This is a genomic window from Nostoc sp., from assembly GCF_036917455.1.
In the GTDB taxonomy this organism is placed as follows: Bacteria; Cyanobacteriota; Cyanobacteriia; order Cyanobacteriales; family Nostocaceae; genus Nostoc.
The window spans coordinates 19,589-41,977 of sequence record NZ_JBALDK010000089.1; the positions used below are offsets into that span (position 1 = coordinate 19,589).

A 22,389-nucleotide genomic window follows, 5' to 3' on the forward strand; every position below is an offset into this window, starting at 1 on the left:
TTAGTAGTAAGGTGGATATGTCTCTTACCTATTTACTGCGTGCTTCTGTCTTTAGAATAAAGTGAAGTGTAATACATGGCAAAGCTCAAAATCTCGAAAAAAATCTCCACTGCTTTAATCAATTCCCTTGGTGCGGGGGTAGTACCAAGAGTTGGAGTTGAATACATAGCAGTAGGTCGAGAAAAAGAACTGAAAAGCCTATTACAAAATCTCGATGATATTGCAGAAGGTGTAGCAGCATTTCGCTTTATAATTGGTAACTACGGTTCTGGGAAAAGTTTTTTACTGCAACTAACTCGTAACCGCGCTATGGAGCAAGGTTTTGTAGTCGCTGATGCCGATTTATCCTCTGAACGTCGATTAGCTGGAAGCAACCATGAAGGTGTAGCGACCTATCGGGAATTAATGAGCCACCTAGCTACAAAAACTCGTCCTGATGGTGGTGCTTTAGTCTCTATTTTAGAGGGATGGATTAATAAAATTCAACAAGAAGTAGTTAAAGAAACTGGAATGCGTCCCAATGACGATGGTTTTGATGACAAAGTTGAATCAAAAATTAGAGAAGTAGTTCAGTATATTGAAGACTTAGTTCATGGTTTTGATTTTGGTAGTGTGATTATCGCTTATTGGCGTGGCTACCGATTGGATGACGATAATTTAAAAAATGCGGCAATGCGCTGGTTGCGTGGAGAATTTACGACTAAAGTTGAGGCCAAAGCAGCTTTAGGAGTGCGCGTCATTATTGATGATGATAGTTGGTATGACTATATCAAACTGTTTGCTAAATTTGTAGCTGAAATTGGTTATAAAGGACTGTTAATTATATTTGATGAAGCCGTACATTTATATCAAATATCTACTACGGTAACGCGGGAAAAAAATTATAATCGACTCCTCGCAATGTTTAACGATACTATGCAATGTAAAGCAGAACATCTTGGCATTGTTGTTGGTGGAACAACCAAATTTTTAGAAGACCCCAAACGAGGACTTTTTGCAGACCCAGCTTGGCAAAGACGCACAAAAGAAAGTCGTTTTATTGCACAATCTGGCGTTCAGGAACATTTAGGGCCAGTGATTCGGCTAAATCCGTTGAGTGAAACAGAAATATTGACCCTTCTGCAACGTTTAGCTGAAATTCATGCACTCAATTTTGGCTATGAACAAACTTTAACAAATCGTGAATTAAAGGAGTTTGTACAAGAAATTATTCATCGTTTGGGTGCAGAAGCATTACTTACACCAGGGGAAATTGTGCGGGATTTTATGAGTGTACTGAATATTCTTCACCAAAATCCAGGAATTGCCTTTGGTGAATTAATTCATGGCTCTAAATTTAAACCTACTGCGATGGGTAAAGATGCAGATGCTGATAATGCAGCAGAATTTAGTTTGTGATTAATAGACCTCTTGTAAAAGTCGTAACTTCTGAATAACTGCTACAGAATGAGCAAATAATTCTTGGTTAGGTAAGAATATAGGATTACTATTTGATTTTTGAACAGAGACGTAAGGTGCGTTAGCGTTCCTACAAATACTTAATTTTGTCCAAAAATCAAACCGGAATCTTATAGTTATATCAAGTTCGCATAAGTTAGTTATAATTCCCACAGTAATTGCACCTCACCCCTTAGTCCCCTCCCCGCAGGCGGGGAGGGATTCTTCGGGTTTAATAAGTAATCAAACGAACATGATATTACTTATATAGTTGTTACAAATAATTCATTCTTTAAAGCTGGTTTTGCTCTAAACTTAATATGGAATAAAATACTTCTTAAACAACCTTTAATACAATTACTAATTATGAATTTTCTCAATGTTTCTTGTTATCTTCAACATTTTATTTCCACCAGGCTGAAGTTCGTAATCAACCTTTTCAATATCTATTTTGTAACCTCTTGAAGTGTAATGTTTAACTATTTGATCTAAATGTTGTGAATTTTTCCACATTAAAGTTATGAGGGGAAATATCCTGATTTCTTTAGCAATGCGTAGCATTTCATCTACAGAATTCAGATGAAAATTGTAATCGAGATGATCTGAATATAAAAATAGTAAATGTGAACACAGAGCTATGTCAAATTCTTGATTTTTAAATGCCAGTTTTGGCAATTCACCTACTGTGTATCTGTTACTATTTTTACCAGTTTCGTAATCAGACAGAAATTCTTGGAGAACTTTGACTCGATTGTGTCGTAAATCATCTGGAGATTTATGATAGCTCCATACCCAATCATTTGATGTAGCCCTAACTTGGTTAATGATATTATCTACCACTTCATTAAATCTTTGCAATATTTCACCACCAGAAAATTGGTATAGTGGATCAACAGAAACTACACTTTTACCATGACGTGTCATTTCTGCATTAAAGCTTGCTGGCCCATCCCCAATTCCAATAATTCTTTTATTTAAATCTAAGTTTGTTAAATTAAATATTTTTATATATTCATCCATTGACCTCCCAAAAGGAACTACTTTATCCAGAACCATTACCATAGAATTTACCTCGTAAATAGACTGAATTAAATAGGATAATAATTAATTCACTTTTGATAACACCATATCTTTATGGAATTTAAGATTTTGAATGCGAGTATCTTCGGCTGGTGGCACATCTACTTGAGCAAATGGAATCTGCTTAAAATTAGCAGCCAGATATTCTGCTAATGCGTCTTGTTCGGAACCATCTTGGGCAAAAGTGGCTAAACCTGTGCGTTTGCTCTTATTAACATCTTTTGATGTCAAATCAACTCGTTCTGTTTTGGGAAAAGGATAGCCATCACCACCAGTTGCGAGGAAGTTGAGGGTAACAGTGCAGAAGATGCGATTAGCATCACCTACTAACTCTGCATTTTTAGCTACTATATCAGTAATTTTACTTTTCTCATCTTTGATAGCAAGAGACTTGACACGCTTACCTGCTGGCAAATCTGGGTCAAAGCTAAAGGCTAATCCCGCTACTTGAGGAAAACTACCAGGGGTAGTACCCGGTGCTATGGCTGCTACGCTGTGTTCCATCAACGCCAATAATTCTGCTGCATTCAGAGTAACTAAAGTCAAGCCATTGTTGAATCGTAAAGCATTGGTAATGTCAAGTTGAGAAATTTCTTTTTCTTTCTTACCTGCTAGAGGATTTGCTTGGGGTGGCAGTTTGATAACATCCTGTGAGCGAGTTGAACCTGCGGGAAAGGTAGAGATACCGATATTGTCACGGATACCACCACCATTTTTGATGGAAATGACAGTCTTAGGATCGTACCCCTTAGCGATCGCTAAATTAGCTTCAGCTGTCAAATTCCCTAAATTGGTTTCTTGGGTGCGGATATCGCTGCGCCAGCCATTGAGAAAGACGTTGGTTTTCCCGAAAATCTGACCATCTTGAGCAATAATCACTTTTTTAAGTGCTTCTGTAATGGCAACAATTTTGGGGTCTGGTTTCCCACCTCCAAATGCTACACCTTGAGAATCAGTAGCATAAGCACCACTGATTTTGGAGTCAATACTTTTAGGAATAATCACTCCATTGCCATCAAAGTTAACTACTAAACGACCAACATAGCGATAGTTCCCATCGGTATTAACTACGGCTATTGGATTACCATCTGCTGCTTTTTTGAGGATTGGATAAGTTCCAGCAGACTTATCATCGACTCGCAGACGGTCTGTTTTGTCGGCTAGCAAGGTATTTGAACCACCAGCAACAATGATATCTACTCCCTTGAGTAATTCTGCTAGTTTTTGCTCAATAGCAATTTGCTGCATGTGTGCCAACAGAATAACTTTATTAATCTCTGAGTTTTTTGTCAGCAGTGCATCGACGGAAGTTTGAATTTCAGTAGCTAAGGCGGCGATGTCTGCGGTATTCCGGTCATTAAATTCTTTAGGTAACACAGTCACACCACCTGGAGAAGAAATAGTTCGCAGTGTAGGAGTTGTCGCCCCGACTATACCAATTTTTTCACCATTGAGGGTAATAATGGTGCTACGGGCAATTTTATTAGGAATTTTACTTGCCTCTTGTCTATCAGCAGTAACTAATTTTGCTAGGTCTTTGTCAGTACTGAAATCTAGATTTGTACTGAGATAAGGAAATTTTGTACCAGGATAATCTTCTTTAGCGCGGATTAAATCGGCAACAACAGCCGTACCCAAGTCAAATTCGTGATTACCAAATGCGATCGCACCAAAGCCAAGAGCATTTAAAATTAAGATATCTCCTCTTCCCTGTCCACCAAAAGCTGTGTCGCTGGCAAATAAGAAAGGGCTGGGAATATAGGCATCTCCAGATGCAAGAATTAATGTATTAGGATAATCAGGCTTGCCGTTACGATTTACATCCTGATTTTTTAGTGCATTTAACACCGCCGAAAAGTTTGGTGCATCTTTCAGAGCCGGGACACCTGCTTCTTGGTCGGAAGTATGTAAAAGTTGCAGTGTAAATCCCGGTTTTGGTGCTGTTCTGACTTGCGCTACACCAATACTAGTTCCGATAAAGAACAATATCCCAAATATAACTAGCAAACTTAACTGTATAGCCCTGAAATCTAGGCTATTAAACTTACTGAAAAGTCTATTTTTTAAATCTAGAAAAGACATAATAAATTTTATAGTTCATCATCACTGAAGAAGATTAATGTATATTAACGTTATTGGGGGATGTTACATACAATTTTCAGTCAAACTAAATGAGTGCTATAGGAATCCGGTTTGATTTGGAGAAAATATCCGTAGGATGTGAGCGCAAAGAGTACGGCATCAAACCCATGATAATAGTGCGTTACGAACTCCGTTCTAACACACCCTACAATAGATAATTTTGTTCAAAAATCAAATAGTAATCCTATATCTCCGATAAGTTTATTGACTTGCCGGATTATTATGTAATGATAAAAATATCACATAATTAAAGCTGAAATGTAAGTTTATTCGCTGAAGAAAAAGTTTTCCCAAAAAGTCATAGCAACGTCAAATTTAAACTCAATCGGATCGGAAAGGACGCTATGACAGATCGGATTATTCAACAACAGATTGAGTACTATCGTGCTAGAGCCAATGAATATGATGAGTGGTTCTATAGAAAAGGACGCTACGATCGCAGTCCAGAAATCAACCAGCGCTGGTTTAATGAAATAGCTGCGATCAAAAATACATTACACCAAATTGGCATGGTGGATGATATTTTAGAGTTAGCATCTGGAACAGGTATCTGGACGCAGGAGCTTTTAAGGATCGGTAAAAAGATTACTGCGATCGATGCCTCTGAAGAAGTGATTGCAATTAATCGCTCGAAGTTAAATTCACTGAGTGTTCAATATCACCTAATTGATTTATTTACTTGGAAACCTGACACAGCTTATGATTTGGTGTTCTTCGCCTTTTGGCTATCTCACGTACCGCCAAATTTGCTCGATTCCTTTTTGACGAAAGTCTATCAATCTGTTCGCGTTGGCGGACAAGTATTTATCATTGACTCTTGCTTTGAACCAACATCCACAGCTAACAATCATACCCTTAAAGATGACGGAAACATATATAAAACCCGTAAATTAAATGATGGTCAAGAATTTCAGATTGTCAAAATCTTTTATCAGCCTGATGAACTTAAGGATAAGCTACAAAAAGCCGGCTTTCAGGTTGAGGTAAAGTTGACAGATAACTATTTTATTTATGCACAGGTAAAAAAAGTTGAAACAATTCGTAATTTGTAATTCATAATGACGCTCTCAACGAGAGACTGCGCGTAGCTTGCTTATTTGCAGAAGCACGTGGACTCGCCACCGCAATTATTTAAACTACATCTTATGCCTCACTAATTCAGTGTCACCTAAATTTTATGGGAGTATCACATCTATCTTTCTGTGTAGAGGCATCTGATTCAACATGGCATCAGAAAGCCTCTTCCTGCTATTCTCTCTGACATACTCCTCAAGCTAAGTACTAATGCAAGATTTATGTATATATATTGTTTCTAGCTATACAGATGACTGATGTGGGGCTAAAGGAGTAGAAATGAAATGTATTTTGATTGACAGCAAACAATGTTATCAAGAACTAGATGAACAGAGAGTTGAAGACCTTTTTTAAGTTAAATATAGGCTATTTCTCGATCAATCTCAGTTAACTATGATTGCCGAATAAGCAAAATAAAATACACTAGCTGCCTAATAGACAGTTTGCAATGCAAATTCTTAAAGTATTAACTAGAGTCTATCTTAGTCCGGTAGACTTGGATGAGGCGATCGCTTTCTATGAAAATCTCTTTACAGAAAAATGTTGGTTGTGGTTTCAATATTCCGAAGCTGAGTTGGAACTCGCGGGTGTGGGTTCTATTCTTTTAATTGCTGGTTCGCCGGAAGCACTCTCTTCATTTAAGAGTACACATGCAACATTTCTCGTTGACTCACTCAATGATTTTAAAGAAGCACTTATTCAGCAGGGTGCAGTGATTCTAGCTGAACCTAACAAAGTTCCGACTGGAGTCAATATGCGAGCGATGCATCCTGATGGAACCATTATTGAGTATGTTGAATTTTGATGACTAATTTTAGCCTAAAAAGGATCTGTTATGAAGGCTGCAATTAGACTAGCTAATGAAAGTTATGCCTGTACGCTTCTCTTTTTGGATTGCTACAACTCTAAGGATTTTACAACGTTTTTGCTGCGATCGCTTTACTTAATCCAGCAAGTATTGCTGTGCATAAGGCTGCCAGTTTTTTGCCTGCAAGTGTATTTTGCAGAATTGAGTATAAATTTTGTGAGTGGCACGATGTCTGCTGGTGGCAACTATCTCTGCAACAAAAGCCACCGCTATTAGTAAATCTGCCTCTTTCTTTGCTAAAAGTTCAAAAATCGTCTCTGCGGAATGAAGCATTAAGAAGTGGACTGTTACGATTTGGCCTTAGCTACTTAACAGTTGTAGAAAATTTTTCCTAAATTTATCTGCAATAAGACTTTCTGATACCAACCATAGATAGAAAACTTGTCTTAGAAACATGGCTTTATTTACTGCTTGATTCTTACAAAAGTCTATGGTAATATGCGTGTAATTCTAATATACGCTAAATCGACTTACTTATCGTAGATTAAAATTTATCCCCCATTATTCACCATTTCCAAAGCAGCTTAATTAAATTTATCAGTAAAAACTTCCATTGCAATTTCTAGCTAATTGCCAGTAGCGCAAAAAGCAAATATTTATCCTTTAAGAAATGAAACCATTAAATAATTACTTTTCATCTGAAGCAAAAATTGATGTTCCAACACTAGAATTTGTATCAAAACGTAGGCTTTATACATTAAGACCTCTTAGTGAAGAAGTTTTGTCAGGACAGCAGAAAATTGCTGACTTGTTCTATGAGCATAAATTCATCACTAAGAAAATCAACGTTAAAGAAGCAACACTTTCTTCTAAACAGTATGCTGCTTTAACTCCTTCAGAAATTAAGCCTTGAAAATTTGCAGTAAATGTTAAATTGAGAAAATTTTTAGCACATTATAGTAGCTAAAAAACGAAAAATTTATTAGCTGCATTCCAAGCTACTTAAAATTTATTGATTTACCGTAATTTAAAGAGTAGTATTTCACAAACAATGTGCAAAAAGTGATTGTGGGGTTGCCAAATTTAACTCAAACTAGGAGAAAAATTTATGACACTTAAAGCAGTTCATCATATTCAGGTAACGTATCCTCTTGAGGTAAAGGATGCAATGCTGTCTTTCTACAGCAAAATTTTGGGCTTGACTGAAATTCCTAGACCTGAGATAGTCCAAAACGATTCTGGAGCGTGGTACAAATTGGGAGACATTGAACTACACATTAGTACAGAAAAAAACGCCAATAACCAAGCATCTAGACGACATTATTGTTTCCAAGTTGATAACTTGAATGCCTTTGAGGAACACCTAAAAGGACATGGAGTAGAAATTATTTCCGATCAAAGACCAATTCCAGGATGCGTGCGGTTTTTCCTCCGCGATCCCGGTGGGAATCGAATAGAGATTGCTGAGGGGAGGAAAAACACATAACATACCACCAAAGAATCCTTAACGGCTTAGAAGTCAGGACAAACGCACCTAAGTGAAACTCTCGGCGGATAAGGATAGTTACTTAAATCGACAAGATTGCTCGAAAGTCGGATTTTCTTCAAGTTGCACCATTACCAGAACAGCTGGCGCATCGCCTACTGTGCCAGATAAGTGACCCTTATTACCTTGCGCGTCCGCTTTCGTACCCTGGTCTTCTCCAAATGAAATCTCGCCAGGGCCCATTTCTACTCGCTGTCCGTCCATAGTCTTCACAAACCAGCGTCCCGACAGAGGTATGATCCATTGAGGCTTCGGGTTCTCATGCCAGTTGCCAACCCATCCCACGGGTAGCACAGTAAAGGTAATTGTGGCACCAGACTGCTTCAATTTAGAAAGCCATTGCGGCGAGGTATCAGGGGCTATACCTTTCTCCATGAAGTCGTTAACTTGGCAACGTGATTGGTGACTTATACCGTCGTGGTCAGTCCAGACGTGCCAGTAGTCAATTGTCGGTTTGTTTGATTGGTTATTCTGCATAAAATTATTGATTGGCTCCTACTCAACTACAACCGTATAATTGCACTGTTCCCATTTGCTACTTTCAATCCAGAAAAAGGTAAAGCTGATTGGCTGTTCTTGGCTATCAGAAACAGAGACATCTACAAAACTCACTCCTAATTTTGTGGCAGTAGAAGGCGTATCTTTTGCTGTTTGCCAATTATCGTGTGACCAATGCAACTGGAAAGATGCTAAAGCGTGAATTCGTAATGTATAACCTTTTTTAACTTTGTCAATTTGACGGTTAAACTTCCAAATTTCCAATGATTTACATTTTTGTCTTTCGCCTAAATAGCGATTCGCCACCTCTGGAATCAAATCAAATACGCGATCGTCATGATTTGACCGTAGCAGCTTGATATATTCTGCGTGCGCCCACATTAAAGGCATTGCGGAACCTGTTGGTTTTCCTAAATACATGTGGTTTTCAGGTTGATCTGCTTCATCCCAAACCTGTTCTGGTAGCAAACAAGTGTTTGAAGCAAATCCTTCCATTGCCTTGATATATGTTTTGACATCGCCGCCAACAGCTAATTCATAATGTCCTCTCTCTCCTGTCAACAGAGGCCAAGCGCGTCCCTTACCATAACTAGTGTAAGGACTGCCATCTTCTTGCTGTCCATAGCCATCGTGGTTATAACGATGCCAACAAGGCCCAGCGAGTGTATCTACTTTTAAAACTGCATCAATTACTTTGACAGAATCAATAATAATGGGGTCATCAGGTTTACGAATTCCATAGCGTACTAATTGCAGAAACCCGCCATCGACAATTTCCTTCGCGGGAAATTCTGCTAGTTTACTAGGAGGTTGACTGCTGATGAAAAGAGTTCCTTGGTTAGGATTTTCGTTGGGTTGAGGACTATTAATATCTGTAGGGGTAATCCGAATATAATGGCGTTTGATGCCAGAAACTAAAGTTCCTTCAGTAGTAACTGTCCAAGCTTCGATATGAGATTCTAAAAAATCAGCATATTCTTCTATGAATTCTGCCGTTGTTTCATCACCATGTTCACGAACAAATTCAGCGGCACAAATTAAGGCGGCAATATTGGATGCTAGTGTTGATGGTGAATAACCGCTATTTTCTTCCCAGCGTTCTTGTTGGGTAGCTGGACCGTGACGAATTAAATAACCTGCTGCCCGTAAAATCATGGGGTAAATATCAAAGTTTAAGCAGGTATTCTGCTGGTGCAATAACCATGCCAACAGAATGGGAAATGCTACCTCATCAAGCTGGATGCCTGTCCAGTAAGGTTTACCATCAACCCAGAAATTTTGGGGAAAACCGCCATCTTCCTGCTGACTAGTGGCCAGATAAATCAGCGATCGCACTGCTGTTTCAGCTTCGCCAGCAGCTATCAAACCTGTTGCACTACTGACCATATCCCGCGTCCAGACAAGATGATATCCCCCTTGGTCTTCGTCATCTTTGGCTTCACCCCAAGGGATGGCAAGGGAGGCGATTAAAGCACCAGGATAGGCTTTGTCTTCATGTGCTAAAAGCAAACTAATGCTGCTGTGATACAACTTACCTTCGTCATCGGAAACATCTTCTAGGGGTCGGATATTGCGGCGCGATCGTTTCCACTGTTCGTCGTATTGTTGCTTCTGCTGTTCAAAAGGAATATTAAGCGACTGAAATAGCGTAGAAATCGCATTATGCAGATTGCTACCAAATGCCAATCCTAAAGTAAACTCATCACAACCATCCAGATTTATTTCTCCTGTCAGACTAATATTGCCATCCACAGCTTGACAAAATTCCCAATCCATCTGGAAATTATCAACCAAATCTGTCCAGCCATCACTTTCACCGACGTAGCCACAGGAAAGATGGCTAAAAGGAACTGTTGCACCCAGCACCACCCACGATCCTTCTTTCTCGGCCGTTAGAATTTGATGACCAGCAACTTCGATGACGTAACCATTGTTACCTCTACCTCCAACTTCCAGATGCGGCGCACATAAAGCATATAGGTGGAGTTGAGAGAGAAAATCGCGCTCTCCTGTTAATTTTGTGTGCTGTAAAATACAGGAGAAATGCGGGTCAGCAATAACTTCTTTAATGATTGTATAGCGCCCATCGGGATCGGAATTAGTAATGCGGTATCCCAAACCGTAAGTCCACAAATGTTCTACTTTTGATTTGAGATGGCGTTTTTCTTCATGAAAAAAGCTTTTACCATCAGAAATGAGGTACTGTAAATCCCGAACTTGGGGTCGATCTACTGTAGGATGGTAGACTTCAGTAACAATACCGTTCCAGATAGTAAACCAAACACGACTAGAGGTAGAGTAAGCTGTTCCGACTCCATCTTTATTCGCATGAGTCCATCGAGGCTCGATACCCGGTGAACCAAAAGCCTGCCCTTGACCAATAATCTTTACCATAATTTATTGTGCCGATTGGCTTTGATTGCTATTTGGAAACGCTGTAGTTGATATTTATGTAATTAAAATTTATTGCAAAGATTGAGAGGATTTGCGAGTAGCAGCTATAGATTTTGCCTCAATAAAAATTTGTTTTATTTCAGGATGTTTTTGGCGAATTTTTGTTTCTAAACTCTCGACAGTTAATGCTATATCCTCCCCGGTAAGATTTTTGGAAAACTGGATTTCCAGGTTGAGTAATACTTCCTGGGGAGCAAGCTGCATTGTTAGCACACGAATCACTTCTTGTACCCCTGGTTCTGTTTTTGACAAAGAACGAATATTAGCTATAGTTTGAGGATTAGCACTTTCACCAAGTAATAATCCTTTACTTTCTCTAGCTAGTAGTACTGCAACTATAGCCAAGATTATGCCAATAATAATCGAGGCTATTCCATCAAAATAAAGATTATTAAATAAATGCCCTAAAAAGATTCCTATTAAAGCAACGAATAAACCTAAAATTGCAGCAGTATCCTCAAATAATATTGTAAATACTGTTGGGTCTTTACTGTTTTTGATTGCTTGCCAAAAATTTTGCTTACCCTTAGTCGGCAAAAACTCTTTTAAAGCTACAGTCCAAGAAAAGCCCTCCAATATTATTGCTACACTCAATACAATATAATTCCATCTTGGATCTTCTAAAGGGCTGGGGTTAATTAAATGAGTAATTCCTTCATAAATTGACATCCCCCCACCAATGGCAAAGATGAGGATAGCAACGATAAAAGTCCAGAAATAGAGTTCTTGACCGTATCCAAAGGGATGGCTATCATCTGCTGGTTTTTGGCTTTTGTGAATTCCTAACAAAAGTACGAGTTGGTCGCCAGTATCTACAACTGAATGAATCCCCTCTGAGATCATAGCGGAACTGCCAGTGATGGAGGCGGCGATAAATTTAGTAATAGCGATCGCTAAATTAGACCCCATCGCCGCAAAGATTGTTTTTTTAGATGAATCAGTTGCCATGAGCGTGAATAACCAGCTATCCAGAAACTTAGGTGCATCCCCCCTACAATGTCTCCTCGGATAGTTAAAAGTAAACTATCAGAAGGTATAAGATAGCTTGACTATAGGACTCATCTTTGGTTTTTGAAAGAATCAATCAAATCTGCTTGCTATAGTTACTAGCCTCTAGTCTTGTCTTTAACCATTTTCCGTAAATCCTGGATACAAGGTCATGCCACCATCTACAAATAGTGTTGTACCGTTAACATAATCAGATTCATCAGAAGCTAGCCAAACTGCTGCTTTAGCGATATCTTCAACATTTCCTACACGTTTTGTTGGAATTAGTTTTAGTAACTTTGCTTCTGCTTCTGGAGTATCCCAAGCTGATTTGTTAATTGGGGTTTTAATCGCACCAGGAGCAATACTATTAACGCGAATTTTGTGAGGGGCAAGTTCTTGGGCAATACTTTTCATCATCATATTAATGCCACCCTTACTAGTAGCATAATTAACGTGACCTGCCCAAGGAATTACCTCATGCACGGAACTCATGCAAATAATCTTACCTGCCGCACATGAAATATCATGCTTCACACCTCGACGCAAGAATTCCTTTGCGGCTTCTCGCGCACACAAGAATTGTCCCGTCAAATTTATTCCAATAACTGCATTCCATTGCTCGATGGTCATATCGATAAAAGATGAGTCTTTTTGAATACCTGCATTACTTACTAAAATGTCGATAGTGCCAAATTCTTGGAGCGTTTTGCTAAACATTACTTTTACTTGGTCTTCTTTGCTGACATCGGCTTGAATAGCAAATGCTTCTCCATTATTAGCTTTTATATCATCAACAATTTTTTGGGCTTCTTCGGCTTCAGAATGGTAGTTGATGGCTACTGCTGCACCTGATGTAGCCAAATGGCGAGCTATAGCTTCACCAATGCCAGAACTACCACCTGTCACAAGTGCTTTTTGACCTTTAAGTAGGTAAGGGGAATAGCTCATAATGCTTTCGATACTTTTAAAAAGTGGATTTTTTGTAAGTAGCTGAATATTTGCATGATATGATATTTTTGCTTTCTTGGCATAGTATTGCCTTAGCAGATTTAGATTACTAAATCGGTAATTTTTAGATTAAACAAACAAAAGTTTTTCTTATATTAAGATAACTCTAGTATTTTCCTAATCTATCCAGAGAAAGATAAACGGTATATTGTTTTCATGGCTAATACTTTAAATAGTTGTCATTTCTGTGACAATAGTATGTCTTTATTTATAAGATTGGTTAAATTATAGATTTAAAGGTTATGTCCATTTAAACAAAGATTTATGGTATATTCAGAGAAACTTTGACGCTCACTTTTAGTTAATATTAGTTGGGATATAAAGTAAACAAACATTGTAGTTATTTTCATTAATTTTAATGTTTGATAAAATAATTACTAAAAAATAGTAACTATGAGAAAGTCCTGATTTCGTAATTTATTTTAAAGATTTCAGTGCATCACAATTTTTAAATCTTTTTTACTGACTTTAGCTGCGGCTTGAGCAGTAGTATTGTTGACAATATGTGAATGATGCATTAGGCGGATAGCATCTACATACTTAGATTTATGAAGGAAAAAGCGATGCCTGCTCTGTCTCTGAATAACCAAAATTTACCATACCCTGACCCTCTACACCCGATCGTTGTCCATTTCGTAATCGCAATGGTGCTTTTTTCTTTCGTGTGTGATGTGGTGGGATATTTCACCCGCAACGTGCGTTTGTTTGAGGTGAGTTTCTGGAATATGTTTGTTGCTGCGATCGCAATTTTCATCGCTATTATCTTCGGTCAATTTGAAGCAGGACTAGCACAAGTCCAAAAAGCAGCCCAGTCAACACTGAATTATCATACCGTCTTGGGTTGGTCGCTGGCGGCCATTGTCGCAGCGATCGCAGCTTGGCGTTTTGTAATTCGCAACAGCAACCCCCGAAGAGTACCGCCTGCTTACCTGGGGGCTGCAACATTGTTAGTCTGCCTAGTATTTGTGCAAGTGTATTTGGGGAGTAAACTGTTTTGGGTATATGGGTTGCACGTTGAGCCTGTAGTTCAAGCCATGAAACAGGGAGTTTCACCATGAACTCACAACTGATTGAGCAGTTGAGATTGCGGTTGGGTGCTAACGGATTACCCTACGAAATTCCTGTACATCCGCAGTTAGTGCATCTAACGCTGGGTTTGTTCATCATTGCCATCATTTTTGATATAGCAGGAGTGTTGTTTTCTTTAGAAAAACCAATTTTCAAATTTTTGGGATTGGCTGCCATCCGTTCCAGCTTTTTTGATGTCGCCTGGTACAATCTCATAGCAGCAGCAGCTATCACATTTTTCACCGTTGCGGCTGGTTTTTTTGAACTACTGTTGGCAAATCCACCAGTCGATCAAAAGAGTGCTTGGGGGTTGAGTGCTGGTTGGACGATGCTTTTACATGGTTTGGGTGGCGTTTTGTTGTTGGGGATTATTGTCGCCATGACTGTATGGAGAGGTTTGCAACGCTATCGCTGGCGTAAGGATGCTTCCAGACAGGTGCAGTGGGCTTACTTGTTAGCAGGGATTGCAATGCTGGGGATATTATTCGTTCACGGAACTTTGGGGGCGCACTTGGGAGAGGAATTTGGGGTTCATGTTACTGCTGCTAATACAATTTCTAAAAATGTTGACAGCAAATAATTAAACGAGAATTTATTGAATTTTATGTTTAGTGTTTTTGAATATGTATTAATAGCGGTTTATGTTGCAGTGCTGCTCGTCATCAGTCGGTGGATTGGACAGCAGGCGTTTTCTTGGATGCCTCCGCAAGCTACACTAGAAGCACAACGGGTAGATGATTTATTTAGCTTCTTAGTTTCAATTGGAGCATTTATCTTCCTTGGGTTAGTTGGCGTTATAGTCTATGCGATCGCATTCCATCGCGCCCCCCCAGAAGACTACACCGAGGGACACCCATCTAGAGGTGATGCGAGGCTAGAAATATTGTGGACAGCAACCCCGACTTTGTTAGTAGTGTGGATTGCTTTGCAAAGCTTCAATATTTATCAGCAGTTAGATATTTTGGGTTTAAACCAAATCGTGCATTTGCATACACCCCTAGAATCTGCACCAGCTTATGCCGCAACCGTCAGCGATCTTCCCAAACCTGCATCTGAAACTATTGATGTTTTTGTTAAGCAGTGGGATTGGTCTTTTCGTTATCCCAATAACGTTACTAGCAATCAACTGCATCTGCCGATCAATCTCAGTACTCGCTTAAATCTGCAAGCGCAGGATGTGATCCACGGTTTCTATGTCCCTGAGTTTCGCTTAAAGCAGGATATTGTTCCAGGGCGCAAAATTGATATTGTGCTAACACCGATTCGCCCAGGCAAATATCGGCTGAAAGATTCTCAATTTAGCGGTACTTACTTTGCCTTAATGGAAACGGATGTATACGTTGAATCACTCGATCAATATAATCAGTGGCTCACGCAAACTGCTACTAGCGAACAAATTCCCATCAATCAGGCAGTTGCCGAAAATATCCAACCACCAAAAACATTGTTTAATAGCGGCTGGTACACCGTCACACCTGCTCAATCTGGCATTGCCAATAAAAGGAAGCTAAATAATGACACATGACTTTAGTCAAGAGATTACCGGGGATCAAGAATCGCAGAACCAGCAGAGTAATACTTGGCGGGAATACTTCAGCTTCAACACCGATCATAAGGTGATTGGAGTTCAGTACATGGTGATGACCTTCATTTTCTTCCTGATTGGTGGGTTATTGGCGATGCTGATTCGGGCTGAATTGCTCACCCCAGAATCAAATTTGGTCGATCGCCCGCTTTATAACGGGTTATTCACCATGCACGGGACAATCATGATTTTCCTGTGGATTATTCCCTTCAACGCAGGTCTTTCTAACTATTTAGTGCCGCTAATGATTGGCGCGCGGGATATGTCTTTTCCCTTGCTCAACGCCATCTCTTTTTGGATTTTGCCACCAGCCGGTCTATTACTACTATCTAGTTTTTTCCTGCCAAACGGGACTGCACAAGCTGGGTGGTGGTCTTATCCGCCAGTTAGTCTGCAAGTTCCAGGGGATCAGTTTATTAACGGTGAATTTATTTGGATAGTCAGCCTAGTTTTGATAGGCATCTCTTCCATCATGGGGGCTGTCAACTTTGTGACAACCATCTTTTGGATGCGGGCCCCAGGGATGACGTTTTTTCGGATGCCTGTGTTTGTTTGGTCGGTTTTCAGCGCTCAGTTATTGCAACTGATTAATTTACCTGCCTTGACAGCTGCATTGATCCTACTGTTGCTTGATCTATCCGTTGGTACACAATTCTTTAAACCGGATGGAAATGGCGATCCGATCGTTTACCAACATTTATTTTGGTTTTACTCTCACCCAGCAGTTTATATCATGGCACTACCAGCCTTCGGTATTTTTGCTGAGGTTTTGCCTGCATTTTCTCGCAATCCCCTATTTGGTTATCGGTCAGTTGCGATCGCTACAATAGGTATTGCTTTCATCAGCATCTTCGTTTGGGTACATCACATGTTCACCAGTGCTACCCCTGGTTGGATGCGAATGACCTTCATGGCTACCTCAATGTTAGTTGCCATACCCACTGGAATTAAAGCCTTCGCTTGGACTGCCACCATCTGGAGAAGCAAGCTACATCTAGAGACACCAATGCTGTTTGCAATGGGAGGTGCAGCAATGTTTATTTTTGGTGGTGTTACTGGTGTAATGCTTGCAGCCACGCCATTTGATATCCACGTTAATAACACCTACTTTGTTGTGGGACACTTCCACTACATCGTTTTTAACACGATCACAATGGCAATCTTCGCAGCCATTTACTACTGGTTTCCCAAGATAACTGGAAGAATGTATGCTGAGGGTTGGGGCAAGTTGCATTTCTGGCTGACCTTTATTCCTGCCAATATTACCTTTTTCTCCATGCACCCATTAGGTTTACAAGGAATGTTACGCCGAGTTTCTTCCTACGACCCACAGTATCAAGGATGGAACGTCATCGCTAGCCTAGCATCATTCTTGCTCGGAGCATCTACGCTGCCTTTTATTGCTAACATAGTAGGCTCTTGGCTCTACGGCCCGAGGGCAGTTGATAATCCCTGGCACGCTACTGGATTGGAATGGACAACCTCTTCACCACCTCCACGAGATAATTTTGAGGAGATTCCAACCGTGACAAGACCGCCTTATGACTACGGCAATCCAAAATACTCAGTAATCGTAAATTCCGATAACAGTGAGTGAAGATACTAGGAACTAGGGACTGGGGACAAGGGGACAACGAGAATACCCAATTCCCAATCCCCAATCCCCATTCCCAATCCCCAATCCCCAATCCCCAATTCCCAGTCCCCAGTCCCTAGAATTATGCAACGTCGTCATACAGATGAAAGTCCTATCCGTTTTGATTTGTGGCGGCGACGCTTGCCAAATTGGTTACAGCGCTTCCTACCAAGTGGTGGCGGTACTCATGAAGATCATCATGGTAAAGGAATGTTCGGATTTACCATCTTCCTGCTGTCAGAAAGCATTATCTTTTTGAGTTTTATCTTTACTTATGTTGCTCTCCGACTGACTACTCATAACTGGCTACCACCTGGTATTTCTGGGCCGGAATTATCTACACTTGTGGTTATTAATACGGTAGTATTACTTTCTAGCAGCTTTGTCATTCAACCAGCAGAAAATGCCCTCAAGCGTAATCAACTTAGTAAATTTCGCTGGCTATGGCTGATAACGATCGCAATGGGAAGTTACTTCTTAGTTGGTCTGTTAATTGAGTGGAAAAGTCTCGATTTTAAGATTACTACAGGGTTACTTGGTTCGACATTTTACTTATTAACAGGCTTCCACGGTCTACACGTTCTGGCTGGTGTTGTGCTTCAGATAATTATGCTGATTCGCTCATTCATTCCAGGTAACTATAATCAGACTCACTTCGGTACAAGTGCGACTACTCTGTTTTGGCATTTTGTTGATGTAGTTTGGGTCTTTCTTTTCTCGCTTATCTATCTTTGGCGGACATAAAAAAATTCAGACATCCCATTGTTTTAAGGAGTAATTTGATGAATTTATTCTTACAAGAGATCCCAGCCTCAGAACGTGCCCCAAAAACAATTCAAGAAACTCCAGCACCAGGTAATGACCCACTAATTGCACGCGGGTTACAAAAAGAGCAATATGTTGGCATTATTGGGCTAGCGATCGCTCTGATTGCTGCTGTAGGATTTTTTAGTCGCAGAGTTGAATACGCTATTGCATTGGCTGTGTTCCTCAGCGCTATTGTGATAGCTTTGTTTTTATTCATCTAGCAAAGCTTTGATTAATTAAATATTCTAATTTCACAAGATTTACGAGGGATTTTATGAACAGCCCAGTTTATCAAACTGTAATTGTCGGCGGTGGTTTTGCAGGTCTATTTACAGCCTTACACCTAGCTCACAAACATTATCCTCGTTCTGTTATTTTGATTGATAAAGACGAGCGCTTTTGCTTTAAGCCGCTACTATATGAATATTTCGATGGCGAGATGGATAACTTTCAGGTAGTCCCGCGTTTTTCGGAACTACTTAAAGGTAGTGGTGTCATCTTTGTGCAAGATACAGTGGAATCGATAGACTTGCATCAACGGGAAGTCAAATTAACCTCAGGAAACTCCTATAACTACAGCAACTTAGTATTAACTTTGGGGAGTGTTACTGGCTATCATCAGGTTGAGGGGGCGAATGTTAATGCCTTTCCTTTCTGGACGCAAGCAGATGCGATCGCTCTTGAGAGACATTTACGTGACTGTTTACAAAAAGCAGTTCAAACTGAAGATTTAGAACAACGCCGCCAACTATTAACAGTAGTGGTAGTTGGTGGTGGTGCTAGTGGTGTGGAAATGGCAGCCACTTTAGCTGATTTTCTCCCACATTGGTATAGCGCCTTGGGAGGTAATTCAAGTGAAATTCGCGTAGTACTGCTCAATCATGGTAAAGAAATCCTCGATGGTGATATTAATAACCCATTGCGTGAAATTGCCGAACAGGAATTGAAGAAACGTACTGTGCCAATAGAGATAATTGTGGAAGCTGAAGCGACTGCTATTCTTTCCAACTCAATTCAATATAAGCATAAGGAGCAAATTGAAACATTAGCAACACATACTACAGTTTGGGCTGCTGGCACTTCTACCCATCCACTAATTAAAGACTTGCCAATTCCTAAAGAACATCGGGATCGTCGCGATCGCCCCTTAGTGACTCCCACCTTGCAATTGCTTGATTTCCCAGAAGTGTTTGTCGGTGGTGATTGTGCAGCAGTTCAGGATAATTCACTACCACCTACGGCTCAAGTAGCTTATCAGCAAGGAGCTAATATTGCCCAGAATTTGAAAGCGATCGCTCTTGGCAAAGAACTCAAACCTGTTAAGGTTAACATCCGAGGAACCCTTTTGAAATTGGGGATAAATCATGCTGCTGCTAACCTTTTTAATGTTTTTGAAGTTTCAGGCGAAAGCGCGCATTTAATCCGTCAAGGTACTTATTTAACGCTCTTACCAACAGCAATTCATGACTTCAAAGCCACAACTGAATGGGTGGATGAAGAGATTTTTCACCATCATCTCGATCCTCATGATGTCGGGAAAAAAGTGGTGCAAGCGGTGGAAATTGTCGGTGCAGGAGTCGTGGGTCTTCTCGCTGCGAGAAAATTACTGAAAATGTTGGGAGATGAAGATAAAGGGGAGTAGGGACTAGGGATTGATAAAAGGAGCGTTGGTTGATGAATATGGCTAGTAAAACTTATGTACAGGTACAAAAAATTCGAGCTATTGGATCAACAGTGACAAGCTGCAATCGCTCTGTTGATTTCTACACGCAAGCGCTGGGGTTTGAATTAGTTTCTGATATCACAGTTGAAGGACAAGATTACAGCGACTTGCAAGGAATAACTGAGGCAAAAATTCGGATTGTCACCTTACAACTAGGTGATGAACTCATCGAGTTGATGGAGTATGTCAATATAAAGGGAAAACCCATCCCCAAAGATTCTCAAAGTAATGACATCTGGTTTCAACATTTCGCAATTGTGGTGAGTGATATGGATCGCGCTTATGCACAAGTGTGTTCATTTCCGATTGAACCCATTTCAGTTGCTCCGCAGACAATCCTATCCGATAATGAAACATCTGGTGGTGTCCGCGCCTTTAAGTTTAAAGACCCTGATGGTCATGATTTAGAGTTAATTTGGTTTCCTGCCGATAAAGGACAAGACAAGTGGCATCAGGACACGAATCGCTTGTTTTTGGGAATCGATCATAGTGCGATCGCAGTTTCTAACACCGAGCAGAATCTCCACTTTTACCATGACCTCTTGGGAATGCAAGTCGATAGCGAGAGTCTTAACTGGCGTGCAACCCAAACGAGCTTAGATAATTTGCCAGAAGCCAAAGTCCGAATTACATCACTGCGACCTGCTCAAGGCGGCTTAGGGATTGAATTGCTAGACTATCTTGTGCCTGGAAAAGGTCGTCCTATACCGAGTGACTGGAAAAGTTGCGATATTGCACACATGCAAATTGAGCTTGTTGTCAATGACATTGAGCAAGTGGTTGAGATCCTGCGGCAAAATGGAGTTCAGTTTGTATCACCAGGGATTCTACAGTTTACAAATAGCTCATTGCCTTACAAGCAAGGTTGTTTAGTTAAAGACCCTGACGGACATACAATTTTGCTAATTGATTACTGATCGTGAGAGAATATTAGGTATATTTTCAGCAATCTCGATAAAAGGTTTGTGTTACAAAAACCTTTTAAATTTACCGACTCCAGTCCTATTTAACTTTTCGTTAGATAGCTATCATTTTTTCTGCCGACTTCCTTAAGGGGTTTCAAAACTAATACCAATTAAAATAATATTTGCGACATTTATATTTCCTCAAGAGACTGCTGTGATTTAAGTTGAGAAGCTATTAAGGGAACTTTTGGGGCGAGAAAAAACCCAATCAGACTAGCAAAAAGGATTGGAGTAAAAGGGCTAAAATTAGTCAGTTTTGATAACAACAAAGTTGTACTTATAGGTGTACGCGTTACTGCTGCATTAATAGCTGCCATTGTACAGATCATAGCTAGTGCAGGATTTACCTCCGGAATTAAAATTGCAATGGCTTTACCAATACAAGCACCAGTAAAAAATAAGGGAATAATGAAACCACCACGCCACCCACCGGTGACTGTCATACTGATAGATGCCATCTTACCCAAGGCTAAAATTAAGAGAAAAACAACTGAAAAATTAGTAGTTAAGACTGACTCTAATTCTTCATGTCCGAAATAGCGGGTTAAGGGTAAGAAGGCTGCTAAAATACCTAAGCCCAATCCTGCTAATGTGGTGCGTACATAAATAGGAATGGGAAGTATCGCCAACAGTCTGTCACAGCCTTGAAAAATAGCTATAAAAATCCAGCCTGCAACAGCGCCAATGATTCCAAATAGGATAGCCCAAGCAAAATCATCGATGTTCTGTAAATTATATTTGGGAAAATGCCACGTGGGGGCAATTCCCAAATGGGTAATAAAGGCAAATACTAAATAACTAGCGCAACTAGAAACAATCGCTGGCATTAAAGCTTCGTAGTATTCGATAATATGCTGATGGTGAAGAATTTCTAGAGCAAATATTGCCCCACCTAATGGTGCGCCAAACAAGGCGGTAAAGCCAGCCGCCATTGCTGCTAAACTCATAGTTCTCAAGTCTTCCTCCTGGAGACGGAGGCGATCGCCTACCCATGTACCAAAAGAACCTGTAATCTGTACTAATGGCGCTTCTGGGCCTGCACTACCCCCAGCAGCGATACTCACCAAAGAAGCAAGAATCATTGCCGGATTTTTTCGGATATCCAAACGTCCACCACGAAAATGGATATTATCGACAATGACAGCAATTTCCCCAGGATTGCCTAAAAAATGAATTACCAAGCCAATAATTAATCCAGCTATTGGCATAACAATTAACAGACTCACACCCTCTAACTTTTCTAGTTGGTGAGTCATCAGTTCCAAAATATTCCAGTACAAACTAGCAAATAGACCACAAACAGTCCCCACAACTACCCAGCATAAAACCCACCGTGAAATTAGCATAGGATTACGTTTTACCAGTCCAAAAAGTTGTAAAAATTTCCAGCGTTGAGTTGGGTTTATGGGAGTACGCTTATTTGGTAGCACTGCGATTTCCTAAGTTAATGAATCAAATGTCAGAGATTATTGACATTTATTATACTAATGTAGGGGGTATGACAAAATACGTGCAAAATTACCGATGGAGTAAAATTTTGGAATGCAGAATCTCAAAGCTTGAGTCAA

General features: G+C 40.1%; 21 protein-coding genes. 14 read left to right on the forward strand and 7 right to left on the reverse strand.

From position 1 onward, the window contains the following. Positions 1-75: 75 nt before the first annotated feature. Positions 76-1,398 carry an ATP-binding protein gene (locus tag V7K42_RS09395; RefSeq protein WP_334915559.1) on the forward strand — a complete coding sequence of 441 codons (1,323 nt, stop codon included), beginning with the start codon at positions 76-78 and terminating at the stop codon, positions 1,396-1,398. Positions 1,399-1,797: 399 nt separating this feature from the next. On the opposite strand, the gene V7K42_RS09400 is transcribed toward V7K42_RS09395, so the two are convergent. Together V7K42_RS09400 and V7K42_RS09405 are read right to left on the reverse strand one after the other, a co-directional pair. Beyond that, a complete protein-coding gene (locus V7K42_RS09400; protein ID WP_334915561.1) occupies positions 1,798-2,499 on the reverse strand; it encodes an SAM-dependent methyltransferase in 702 nt (233 codons plus the stop codon). A gap of 42 nt (positions 2,500-2,541) precedes the next feature. Continuing rightward, the gene (locus tag V7K42_RS09405) at positions 2,542-4,599 is read right to left on the reverse strand and encodes a DUF4330 family protein (protein WP_334915562.1); all 2,058 of its coding nucleotides are present in this window, start codon (positions 4,597-4,599) and stop codon (positions 2,542-2,544) included. Positions 4,600-5,003: 404 nt separating this feature from the next. Between V7K42_RS09405 and V7K42_RS09410 the strand changes: the two genes are divergently transcribed. The 5 genes from V7K42_RS09410 to V7K42_RS09430 all read left to right on the forward strand — a co-directional run bounded on the left by V7K42_RS09410 (position 5,004) and on the right by V7K42_RS09430 (position 8,027). Next, on the forward strand, positions 5,004-5,711 hold the full coding sequence (locus tag V7K42_RS09410) for a class I SAM-dependent DNA methyltransferase (protein ID WP_334915563.1): 708 nt from the start codon (positions 5,004-5,006) through the stop codon (positions 5,709-5,711). 470 nt (positions 5,712-6,181) lie between these two features. Further along, the gene (locus V7K42_RS09415; protein ID WP_334915564.1) at positions 6,182-6,538 is read left to right on the forward strand and encodes a VOC family protein; all 357 of its coding nucleotides are present in this window, start codon (positions 6,182-6,184) and stop codon (positions 6,536-6,538) included. 30 nt (positions 6,539-6,568) lie between these two features. Beyond that, positions 6,569-6,817, forward strand: a complete 249-nt coding sequence (locus V7K42_RS09420; protein WP_334915566.1) for a hypothetical protein — start codon at positions 6,569-6,571, stop codon at positions 6,815-6,817. Positions 6,818-7,211: 394 nt separating this feature from the next. Then, positions 7,212-7,454 (forward strand): hypothetical protein, encoded by a 243-nt coding sequence (locus V7K42_RS09425; RefSeq protein WP_334915568.1) that lies wholly within the window; start codon positions 7,212-7,214, stop codon positions 7,452-7,454. Positions 7,455-7,649: 195 nt separating this feature from the next. Continuing rightward, positions 7,650-8,027: a VOC family protein gene (locus tag V7K42_RS09430; protein WP_334915569.1), complete on the forward strand. Its 378-nt coding sequence runs from the start codon at positions 7,650-7,652 to the stop codon at positions 8,025-8,027. Positions 8,028-8,105: 78 nt separating this feature from the next. On the opposite strand, the gene V7K42_RS09435 is transcribed toward V7K42_RS09430, so the two are convergent. The 4 genes from V7K42_RS09435 to V7K42_RS09450 all read right to left on the reverse strand — a co-directional run bounded on the left by V7K42_RS09435 (position 8,106) and on the right by V7K42_RS09450 (position 12,977). After that, positions 8,106-8,462: a cupin domain-containing protein gene (locus V7K42_RS09435; RefSeq protein WP_334915571.1), complete on the reverse strand. Its 357-nt coding sequence runs from the start codon at positions 8,460-8,462 to the stop codon at positions 8,106-8,108. A gap of 120 nt (positions 8,463-8,582) precedes the next feature. Beyond that, positions 8,583-10,979, reverse strand: coding sequence for a glycoside hydrolase family 15 protein (locus V7K42_RS09440; protein ID WP_334915573.1), 2,397 nt, complete (start codon positions 10,977-10,979; stop codon positions 8,583-8,585). Between the two features lie 69 nt (positions 10,980-11,048). Beyond that, complete coding sequence (locus tag V7K42_RS09445) at positions 11,049-11,987, reverse strand: cation diffusion facilitator family transporter (protein WP_334915574.1); 939 nt, start codon at positions 11,985-11,987, stop codon at positions 11,049-11,051. A 177-nt stretch (positions 11,988-12,164) separates the two neighbouring features. Beyond that, positions 12,165-12,977, reverse strand: a complete 813-nt coding sequence (locus tag V7K42_RS09450; protein ID WP_334915576.1) for an SDR family oxidoreductase — start codon at positions 12,975-12,977, stop codon at positions 12,165-12,167. Positions 12,978-13,600: 623 nt separating this feature from the next. On the opposite strand from V7K42_RS09450, the gene V7K42_RS09455 reads away from it, so the two are divergent. The 8 genes from V7K42_RS09455 to V7K42_RS09490 all read left to right on the forward strand — a co-directional run bounded on the left by V7K42_RS09455 (position 13,601) and on the right by V7K42_RS09490 (position 20,773). Further along, the gene (locus V7K42_RS09455; RefSeq protein WP_334915578.1) at positions 13,601-14,095 is read left to right on the forward strand and encodes a DUF2231 domain-containing protein; all 495 of its coding nucleotides are present in this window, start codon (positions 13,601-13,603) and stop codon (positions 14,093-14,095) included. Then, positions 14,092-14,685, forward strand: a complete 594-nt coding sequence (locus V7K42_RS09460; protein WP_334915580.1) for a DUF2231 domain-containing protein — start codon at positions 14,092-14,094, stop codon at positions 14,683-14,685. The genes V7K42_RS09455 and V7K42_RS09460 overlap by 4 nt, the downstream gene beginning before the upstream one ends. 24 nt (positions 14,686-14,709) lie before the next feature. After that, on the forward strand, positions 14,710-15,630 hold the full coding sequence (locus V7K42_RS09465) for a cytochrome c oxidase subunit II (protein ID WP_334915582.1): 921 nt from the start codon (positions 14,710-14,712) through the stop codon (positions 15,628-15,630). Further along, a complete protein-coding gene (locus tag V7K42_RS09470) occupies positions 15,620-17,287 on the forward strand; it encodes a cytochrome c oxidase subunit I (protein WP_334915584.1) in 1,668 nt (555 codons plus the stop codon). Before V7K42_RS09465 ends, V7K42_RS09470 begins: the two co-directional genes overlap by 11 nt. A gap of 123 nt (positions 17,288-17,410) precedes the next feature. Beyond that, on the forward strand, positions 17,411-18,070 hold the full coding sequence (locus V7K42_RS09475) for a cytochrome c oxidase subunit 3 (protein ID WP_334915585.1): 660 nt from the start codon (positions 17,411-17,413) through the stop codon (positions 18,068-18,070). A gap of 38 nt (positions 18,071-18,108) precedes the next feature. After that, on the forward strand, positions 18,109-18,354 hold the full coding sequence (locus V7K42_RS09480; protein WP_094332327.1) for a hypothetical protein: 246 nt from the start codon (positions 18,109-18,111) through the stop codon (positions 18,352-18,354). 53 nt (positions 18,355-18,407) lie between these two features. Next, positions 18,408-19,775, forward strand: coding sequence for an NAD(P)/FAD-dependent oxidoreductase (locus V7K42_RS09485; protein WP_334915587.1), 1,368 nt, complete (start codon positions 18,408-18,410; stop codon positions 19,773-19,775). 32 nt (positions 19,776-19,807) lie between these two features. After that, positions 19,808-20,773, forward strand: a complete 966-nt coding sequence (locus V7K42_RS09490; protein WP_334915589.1) for a VOC family protein — start codon at positions 19,808-19,810, stop codon at positions 20,771-20,773. A 179-nt stretch (positions 20,774-20,952) separates the two neighbouring features. On the opposite strand, the gene V7K42_RS09495 is transcribed toward V7K42_RS09490, so the two are convergent. Next, entirely contained in the window at positions 20,953-22,251 is a 1,299-nt protein-coding gene (locus V7K42_RS09495) for a chloride channel protein (RefSeq protein WP_334915591.1), read from the reverse strand. Between the last annotated feature and the right edge of the window lie 138 nt (positions 22,252-22,389).